This window comes from Holdemania filiformis (genome assembly GCF_003459085.1).
Taxonomy (GTDB): domain Bacteria; phylum Bacillota_I; class Bacilli_A; order Erysipelotrichales; family Erysipelotrichaceae; genus Holdemania; species Holdemania filiformis.
Genome location: NZ_QRUP01000020.1, coordinates 62,529 through 70,458, shown reverse-complemented (window position 1 = coordinate 70,458; position 7,930 = coordinate 62,529). Strand labels below are relative to the sequence as shown.

4 protein-coding genes are annotated in these 7,930 nt (G+C 32.2%); all 4 read left to right on the top strand.

Annotated elements, in window-relative coordinates:
* Positions 1–158: 158 nt before the first annotated feature.
* The 4 genes from DWY25_RS13980 to DWY25_RS13965 are packed head-to-tail and all read left to right on the top strand — an operon-like array spanning position 159 to position 7,930.
* The gene (locus DWY25_RS13980) at positions 159–1,862 is read left to right on the top strand and encodes a thiamine pyrophosphate-binding protein (RefSeq protein ID WP_117895755.1); all 1,704 of its coding nucleotides are present in this window, start codon (positions 159–161) and stop codon (positions 1,860–1,862) included.
* Positions 1,859–4,426: a YfhO family protein gene (locus DWY25_RS13975; protein WP_117895754.1), complete on the top strand. Its 2,568-nt coding sequence runs from the start codon at positions 1,859–1,861 to the stop codon at positions 4,424–4,426. Before DWY25_RS13980 ends, DWY25_RS13975 begins: the two co-directional genes overlap by 4 nt.
* Positions 4,427–4,472: 46 nt before the next feature.
* Positions 4,473–5,405, top strand: a complete 933-nt coding sequence (locus DWY25_RS13970) for a glycosyltransferase family 2 protein (RefSeq protein ID WP_117895753.1) — start codon at positions 4,473–4,475, stop codon at positions 5,403–5,405.
* 11 nt (positions 5,406–5,416) lie between these two features.
* Positions 5,417–7,930, top strand: coding sequence for a YfhO family protein (locus DWY25_RS13965; RefSeq protein ID WP_117895752.1), 2,514 nt, complete (start codon positions 5,417–5,419; stop codon positions 7,928–7,930).

Sequence of the window (7,930 nt, the reverse complement as noted above, 5' to 3'; positions counted from 1 at the left end):
TTCGTTTTATCTAAAATTGTGGAAAACTTAGAGAAATGGCTGTGAGCTTATGGCTTTTTCTTATTTTCCTGATTTGTCACAGCCCCTTTCATAAGGGAGAATGACTTTTATTCATATTCTTCTTAGTGTAAAATAAGAGAAGAAAAAGGAGAATGATTATGAAAGCTTCTGATGCCATCGTTCAATTTTTTATTGATAAACAGATTACTGATATTTTTGGATATCCAGGAGGTATGGTAACTCATTTAATGGATTCCTTTGATAAATATAAAAATAAAATCTCCGCCCATGTTACCTATAATGAACAAGGCGCGTCATTTGCAGCCTGTGGATACGCCCAAGTTAGTCTAAAGCCAGGAGTCGCTTATGCGACGAGTGGTCCGGGAGCGACGAACTTGATTACCGGTATTTGCAATGCCTATTTTGATGGAATTCCTGCAATATTTATAACAGGACAGGTCAATACTTACGAGTCAGGCAAAGGTCTTTCCTGCAGGCAAAAAGGATTTCAAGAAACTGATATTCTAGGAATTGTCAGGCCTGTTACGAAATATTGTTCATATATAGGAAAAACGGAAGACTTATTGCCAGAATTAGAAAAAGCTTATACCATTGCGATGGATGGGCGTTGTGGACCTGTAGTGCTAGATGTTCCCATGAATGTTCAACGTGCTGACATTGTTTATTCTTTAAACGGAGCGCAGAATCAAGTGCCGAGCTTGATAGATGAAAATCAGCTGCAGGTTATAATTGATATTGTCAAAACTGCTAAAAGACCTTGTTTTCTAGCGGGGGCTGGAATTCGTCAAAGTGGTTCATTGAACCAATTCGTTGAGTTAATCAATGAGAATCAAATACCTGTAGTAACTAGTATGATCGCAATCGATACTTTGCCTAGTAATCATTCTATGAAGTATGGCTTTATTGGCGCCTATGGCGATCGTACAGCTAATTTTATTGTAGAGAAGTGTGATTTGTTAATTACATTGGGAAGTCGCTTAGATATTCGGCAAACTGGCGTGAATCAAAAGAATTTTGCACCGCATGCTAAACTTATTCGTGTGGATATTGATCGTCAGGAATGCACAAATAAAATCAAACCAGATGAGATTGATATTAACTTGGATTTAAAAGAAGCAATTCCAGTATTATCACAAATTTTAAGAAATTATTTGAATAAAAATAAGGATTGGATTAAACTTTGTAACACGATTAGGAATGAACTGAGCAGTATTGATGATCAATTACCTAATCAAATTGTTACTTCTTTAAGCGAAAAGATTCCTGAAGATGTAGTCATTACCACAGATGTGGGGCAGAATCAGGTATGGATTTCACAATCTTTTCAGGTGAAAGAAAATCAAAGAATTTTATTTTCTGGGGGACATGGGGCAATGGGGTATTCTTTGCCTGCCGCAATTGGTGCCTATTATGCTTCTAGGAAACCGATTGTATGTTTTAATGGTGATGGTGGATTTCAAATGAATATTCAGGAATTACAGTTTATCGCCAGTCATCATCTGCCGATAAAGATAATAGTATTTAATAATCATTCTCTAGGTATGATTAGACATTTTCAAGAAATGTATTTTGACTCACGATATGCGCAAACGATAGCTTCTGGAAACTATTTTAGTTGTAACTTGAGGAAAATTTCAGAGGCTTATAATATTCCATTTTATGAATTCTCTGATAGCGATTTTACAGTAAAGCATGTTTTTGATGATATGGGACCATGCTTGGTTGAAATCAGTCTGCCAGAAGAAACTTATGTTATACCTAAATTAGCTGTTGGAAAACCGAATACCGATCAAGAACCACCCTTAGATCGTGTTCTTTATAGAAAGTTGATGGATTTATGAGTGTAAAAGTAAGAAAAATCCTGCCTTTGTGGGGCTGTTTGACTTTGATTCTTTGTGCATTTTATACCTATGTTTATGTAATCAATCATTACACTTTAGTTTTCTGGGGAGATCAAACTGAGGCATTAATCCCTTATATGATTGATTTGTACACGCAGTTTAAAGAGAGTGGTTTTACTCTATGGAATCATTCCATCGGATTAGGTGCAAGCAACCTTGTCTATTATTATACGATATTAGGTTCACCTTCCTTTTATTTAAATTTATTACTGCCCACGAGTGACTGGATTCCTTATTTTATTCCTGTTTTCGATAGTTTGCGTTTCTTCTTAATTGGAACTGCTGCTTGGTTATGGCTAGACAAATTAGTTTGCAGTGATAAAGCGAAACTCATCGGGGCTTTAATCTTTACCTTCTCCGGCTGGGCAATGTACTGGCTGCATTTCAGCTATTTTCTAGATGCGTATCTCTATTTAGCTCTTCTTTTGTATTTTAGCGAAGAAATTCTTGAAGGAAGGAAAAAGTTAGGCTTCACTCTAATTATTTGTTTGTCATCAATTATCAGTCCCTATATTTTATATATGTTTTCTTGGATATTATTGATCTACATGATATGCAGACTTTTTATGAAATATGAAAAAGTGACTCTTAAGTTTTTCTTTCAGAAATTCTTATCTGTTTTTGTTTATTATTTGTTAGGAGTCGCTTTGTCAGCCTTTGCTTTATTACCTGCAGGACTCATGTTATTATCAACTGATCGCATAGGAAGTGGAACGGAATCGTTATTCAGGCCTTTGTTAGGCGGGGATTTGATTCGGGTTATAACATCATTATTTTCGCCAGTAATTAATGATTATGATTATAATATTTTCAGTTCTCCTTTCTTAAAATTGGATAATCGTGTTTATACTGTTTATAATTATTCATTTATTCTATTTGTTCTCTTATTGCCTCAACTTTTGAAAATAAAGTTTAGAGGAAAGAAACCCCTAATAATAACAAGTTTAGTTTTATATGCGATGCTTCTGTTTCCGGTCTTTTATTTAATTTTTAATGGGAACACGTCAATTCGCTGGAGTTTTTATTATATTGTTTTCAATGTTATGTTTATTGCCTATATCCTACAGAATGAAGAACAACTTGATAAAAGGCTGTTAGCCGTATCAGGAGTGGGATGCATTTTAGTTCTTATTGGTATTTCTTTGTTGAGCATGAAATTAGGCTGGACAACAGAAATAAATCAGAGTGTGATTAAACGAGTCTGTGTGGTTGTTTCCGGTTGTGTTGTTCTCTATACATTTTCTTTATTAAAGAATAAAAATAAGTTTTGTAAAGTTTTATTAATAAGTACTGTGATTGCGGAAGCAGTTTTTTGTATGTGCCTGAGAGTTGTCAATGGTACGAATAGTTTAGTTGCTAATTCCGAGAGTTGGAATGAATATCAACAGAAAATGTTAAACACAGATGCCGTTGATTTTATAAAAAAACAGGATTCTGGATTTTATCGTATCGATTTTGCAGATAATTCAAGCATTGCTTATAATTATCCAATAGTGAAACGATATAATGGTTTTACTTCCTATTTTAATGTCTATAATCATGAAACAAGGCCTTTGTATGATAATCGAAGTACTGATAATTGGTTTCTAGGTTATCAACCTTCAAAGTTTTTACTTAAGTCTTTATTAGGCTCAAAGTATATGATTACGTGGGAAGATAATCAATTTTTAATCCCTCATACCTATGATTTGATTTATGAGTCATCGAAAGAAAAAGTATATAAAAATTCTCTCGATATGTCATTAGGTTATGCTAGTTCAAAAATATCAGGGTTCAATATCCTGGAAGATCTTGACAAATCTCAGGAAGACATTGTTCTGTTAAATTCAATTGTAATTCCAGAGGCAAAGAATAACGAATCAAATATTAATGATATTTATCCATTAATTGCTGAGAACTTAGTTAATTCTGGTTTTCCTTGGCATGAGAAAGAGGGCTATTTGTTTGTTGATTACAGTCAAAGTAATCCTTATGGCATAGTTGCTTACGAATTTTATAAAAATGGAAAACAAGTAAAATACGAGGAAAATTATGAATATGGATATACTGCCATCCGTGTTGATCAAGATATAGATGAAGTATATATCTATTGCAAGAATTTTAATAATATAAATGAGTATATTCCTGTTAATGTATATTGGATTTCTGATAAGGTTATCGACCAATGCTTTTCTCGCTTAGCTGCAGAAGATCACTTTGAAAATGTTTTAGTTTCAGGTGAAGATCTCTCTGCGGATATAACAATTAACAATGAAAAAAAATGGGTTGCCACCACTATTCCATATAATCCGGGCTGGAAAGTCTGGGATAATGGTAAAATAGTGGATGTCAAAGAAGTGAATGAAGTATTTGTTGGTTTTGAATTAGATGAGGGAGTTCATAAAATCCAATTTAAATTTATGCCCTCAGGTTTGAAGCTTGGGATGGGGATTAGTTTTGTAGCATGTATAATCGTTATATTCTTAGGGTATAAGAAGGTAAAAGCAAGCCGATATTGTAAATGATTAAAAAATAACGTAAGATAAATAGGTTGAGAAAGGCGGAAATAACATGAAAAAGATTAGTATAGTTGTCCCTACTTATAATGAAGAGGAAAATGTAAAGCCTTTATCAGAAGCTATTATTAACGAATTGAGTATAAACTGTAATACATATGATTATGAATTAATATTCATTGATAATAATTCAAAGGATAACACTCGGAGCATTATCAGACATTTATGCAATGAAAATCCTAGAATAAAAGCGATATTTAATACTAAGAATTTTGGACAGGCTAATTCTCCATTCTATGGGATACTTTCGAGTACGGGAGATTGTACTATTCTTATTTGCGCTGACTTCCAAGATCCGATCGACATGATTCACCAATTTGTTCAAGAATGGGAACAAGGCTATAAGATCGTTATTGGAAGAAAGACAACTAGCAAAGAAAATAAAGTAATGTATACATTCCGCAGTCTCTATTACAAGTTGTTAAATAAATTTTCAGACTTTGAACAAATAGAGCATTTCACTGGCTTTGGTTTATATGATGCTAGTTTTGTGCAAACACTACGAGAGTTAAAAGATCCAACGCCATTTTTAAGAGGTATTGTGGCCGAGTTGGGGCCGGAAAGAAAGGAAATTGCTTATACGCAGCAACAGCGCAGAGCGGGAAAAACAAAAAATAATTTCTTTCGGTTATATGATTTAGCAATGCTAAGCTTTACTTCTTATACGACAATAGGGTTACGAGCTGCAACTTTTATCGGATTTATCTTTTCTATATTGAGTTTATTTGTCGCCTTTCTCTATTTAGTGCTTAAGTTAATAAATTGGTATACATTCCCCATGGGGCAGGCGCCTATTTTAATTGGCGTATTTGTGTTTGGTTCGCTTCAACTGTTTTTCATAGGGTTGATTGGAGAATATATCATAGCAATGAACAAACGTTTAATGAATCGTCCGTTAGTTGTGGAAGAAGAAAGAATAAATTTTTAAAGCGGTGAAACATGAATAAGATAAATTTTGAAAAGCTAAAAATACGTTTACTTTCTTTGCTTATTCCAATATTTTGCTTTTTATTAATCCTTTATACAGTTAAATTATGGCCCTTTGGTGAGCAAACGATAGTGAGCCTTGATTTAGATTCTCAATATATTTCGTTTTTCAGTTATTTAAAAGAAATTTTCAGAGATCCTACGACTCTCTTTTATTCTTTCTCAAAAACATTAGGCGGAGATATGATAGGCTTGGTTTCATATTACCTGATGAGTCCTTTTAACCTTATTGCTCTGTTTTTTTCTACAAGCAATTTGCCTATCGCGTTGACGCTTATAATTATTTTAAAAATAGGCTCGGCAGGATATACATTTAATCTTTTTCTAAAAAATAATGGATATAATTCGTTAATTTTTTCAACCGCTTACGCATTGATGGCTTTTGTTATCGCTAATTATAGTAATGTAATTTGGCTAGATGGAATCATACTCTTGCCTTTAATTGCTATGGGAATTGAAAAAATTATGGTTGGAAAATCTCCGGCTTTTTACATTTTCAGTTTGTCAGCAAGCATCTTTACTAATTATTATATAGGCTACATGCTTTGTATTTTTTCTGTTATTTATTTTTTCTATTGTTTTTATTTCAAAGAGGAGACTCGGTCACTACGATCCAACAAAGTTTTTATTAATTTTTGCTTTGCATCGATTATTTCAGGTGGTTTGGCAGCGGTTTTGCTGATTCCTGTAAAGTATTCACTGGAAACGACAAAAGAATTATTTAATCTATCAAGTATACAGTGGCAAGCTAACTTAACGTTAAGGGATTTATTTAGTAAATTAATATTAGGCAGTTATAATTTTAATGAAGCTATGTCTGGAAAGCCTAACATTTATTGTAGTTATATCGGTTTATTAAGCTTTGTTTTTTATTTCCTTAATAAGAGGATTGATAAAAAAGAAAAAAAAGGATGCTTCCTAATATTATTGTTATTTTTAGTTTCCTTTATCTTCGAACCTATTAATTTGATTTGGCATGGCTTCAGTAAGCCAAATTGGTTTCCTTATCGCTATAGTTTTATATTTACTTTTTTTGTATTATTAATTGGTCATAAAGGGTTGAATACAACTTTCGAAGGTAATAATAAAAGAATTGTTCTCTTAAGTGCAGGCATGCTAAGTTTATTTATTTTAATTGGTTATATGGGTAATTTTAGTTATCTAAATATTTATAAATTTTTAGCCAGCCTTATTTTTATTTCTTTTATAATTTTGTATCTTCTTAAAAATATAAAAGCCAAAGGAACATTGTTGGTAGTTTTAGTATTAGAACTTACTGTAAATGGTTATTTTAGCTTGAAGGAAATACCGCATTTATCTTTAAATGAGTATAAAACTTACGTTGATAAGGTAGAGCCAATCATAAAAAGTATTAGAAAAAAAGATAGTGGTTTTTATAGATTTGAAAAGACTTTTCAAAGAACGCAGAATGATCCTATGCTTTTAAATTATTCTGGTTTATCTCATAACAGCTCGGCAGAAGCTCCTTTAGTGCGTAGCTATTTATATTCTCAATTAGGGTTATGCACAGAAGATAATTGGACTTATTATAATAGCGGGACAACTTATGCGAATGATTCATTACTAGGGATTAAATATATTTTGACGGAGCAAAAAATAAGTATGGGATATACCGCGTTAAATACTTATGGTGATTCCACTCTATATTTAAATGATTTTACTTTACCGTTTGGTTTTTTGACTTCTGGTCCTGTACATTCATTTTATCCTGTCGACTTTTCGTGGTTATCAAATCAAAATAATATCTGGAAAGTTCTTAGTAATAATGAAAATTTAGAAATTATGAAAAGTCTGGAATTTAGTATTATCAAAAATGACATTATTCAGAACGGTGATTATTTTAATTATATTGTGAATGGTGAAGATCCTTTTCTTGAATATCAGTTTGCAATGCCAAAAAAAGGACCAGTTTTCATTTATTTAACGTCCAATGATGAGAGAAAAGTAAAGCTGTTTATAAATGATGAATATCTTTGTGATTATTTCACTTATGGACAACATCAAATGATTCGTTTAGGGGAGTATGATAAAGATGAGATAGTTACTTTGAAATTGAAACTTGAGGAAGAACAACTGGATATTCAGTCTGTAAATTTGTTTTATCAGGATATGGATGTTTTTGATGAAGCTTTTACAAGTTTGATTAATAATAATACTTTGATGATAGAGAATAAAAAGAATGGTTATATTGCCGGGCATATCGAAGTCAACGAGCGTTCAAATCTAATTTTACAAATGCCGTATGATTTAAATTGGAGATTTTATGTTGATGGTAAAAAAGTTAATAGCTATGAAAGTTTAGGGATTTATAGTACACTTTACTTAGATGAGGGGTTTCATGATATCAGAGCGATATATATTCCAAGGGGATTAAAACTAGGTATTACAATTACTATAATATCTTTAATTATTATGTTCATTTGGCTAAGGATGAATGAACTTTGA

What these genes read in the sequence shown, in the direction of transcription:
- DWY25_RS13980 (WP_117895755.1), top strand. Translation starts at nt 159, where the DNA reads ATGAAAGCTTCTGATGCCATCGTTCAATTTTTTATTGATAAACAGATT.
- DWY25_RS13975 (WP_117895754.1), top strand. Translation starts at nt 1,859, where the DNA reads ATGAGTGTAAAAGTAAGAAAAATCCTGCCTTTGTGGGGCTGTTTGACT.
- DWY25_RS13970 (WP_117895753.1), top strand. Translation starts at nt 4,473, where the DNA reads ATGAAAAAGATTAGTATAGTTGTCCCTACTTATAATGAAGAGGAAAAT.
- DWY25_RS13965 (WP_117895752.1), top strand. Translation starts at nt 5,417, where the DNA reads ATGAATAAGATAAATTTTGAAAAGCTAAAAATACGTTTACTTTCTTTG.